Annotated in this window: 1 protein-coding gene; it reads right to left on the reverse strand. The window is 72.3% G+C overall.

Annotation, left to right across the window (positions count from 1 at the left end):
- Nucleotides 1-595 (reverse strand): UDP binding domain-containing protein (locus CITRI_RS0115585; RefSeq protein ID WP_010145890.1); only part of this gene is annotated, 595 nt, incomplete at both ends.

Genomic DNA, 595 nt, shown 5'->3' on the forward strand with positions numbered 1-595 from the left:
GGGGTCCAGGACGTTGCGGGCGTCGATGATGGTGGGCCGGGCCATCAGGGTGGCGACGTGGGTGGGGTCCAGGGCCTTGAACTCGTCCCATTCGGTGAGCAGGATGACCAGGTCCGCTCCCTGGAGGGCCGCCTCGCAGGTGTTCACGTAGTCCAGGCGGGGGAACCGGGCGGCGGCGTTGGCGTTGCCCTTCGGGTCGTAGACGGCCACGTCGGCCCCGGCGGTGTAGAGCCGGTTGGCCACGTCCAGGGCGGGGGAGTCGCGCACGTCGTCGGAGTCGGGCTTGAAGGTGACCCCGAGGATCGCGATCCTGGCCCCGTTGAGGACCTGGACGGAGACCGGGTCCGGGGTGTGCCCGGCCCCGCCGTTGGGCGCCCGGCGGGGTGCCCCGTGCAGGGTGTGGGAGAGGACCTGGACGGCCAGGTCCACGACCCTGTCGCGGCGGCGCAGGTTGATGTCGTCCATCTCGGCCAAAAAGCGCATGGTGCGGTCCAGGCCGAGCTCGCTCACCCGGGCCTGCAGGGCGCGGATGTCCTTGGGCAGGCAGCCCCCGCCGAACCCGACCCCGGCGTTCAGAAAGCGCCGGCCGATCCGC

The organism is Citricoccus sp. CH26A (assembly GCF_000224415.1).
Taxonomy (GTDB): domain Bacteria; phylum Actinomycetota; class Actinomycetes; order Actinomycetales; family Micrococcaceae; genus Citricoccus.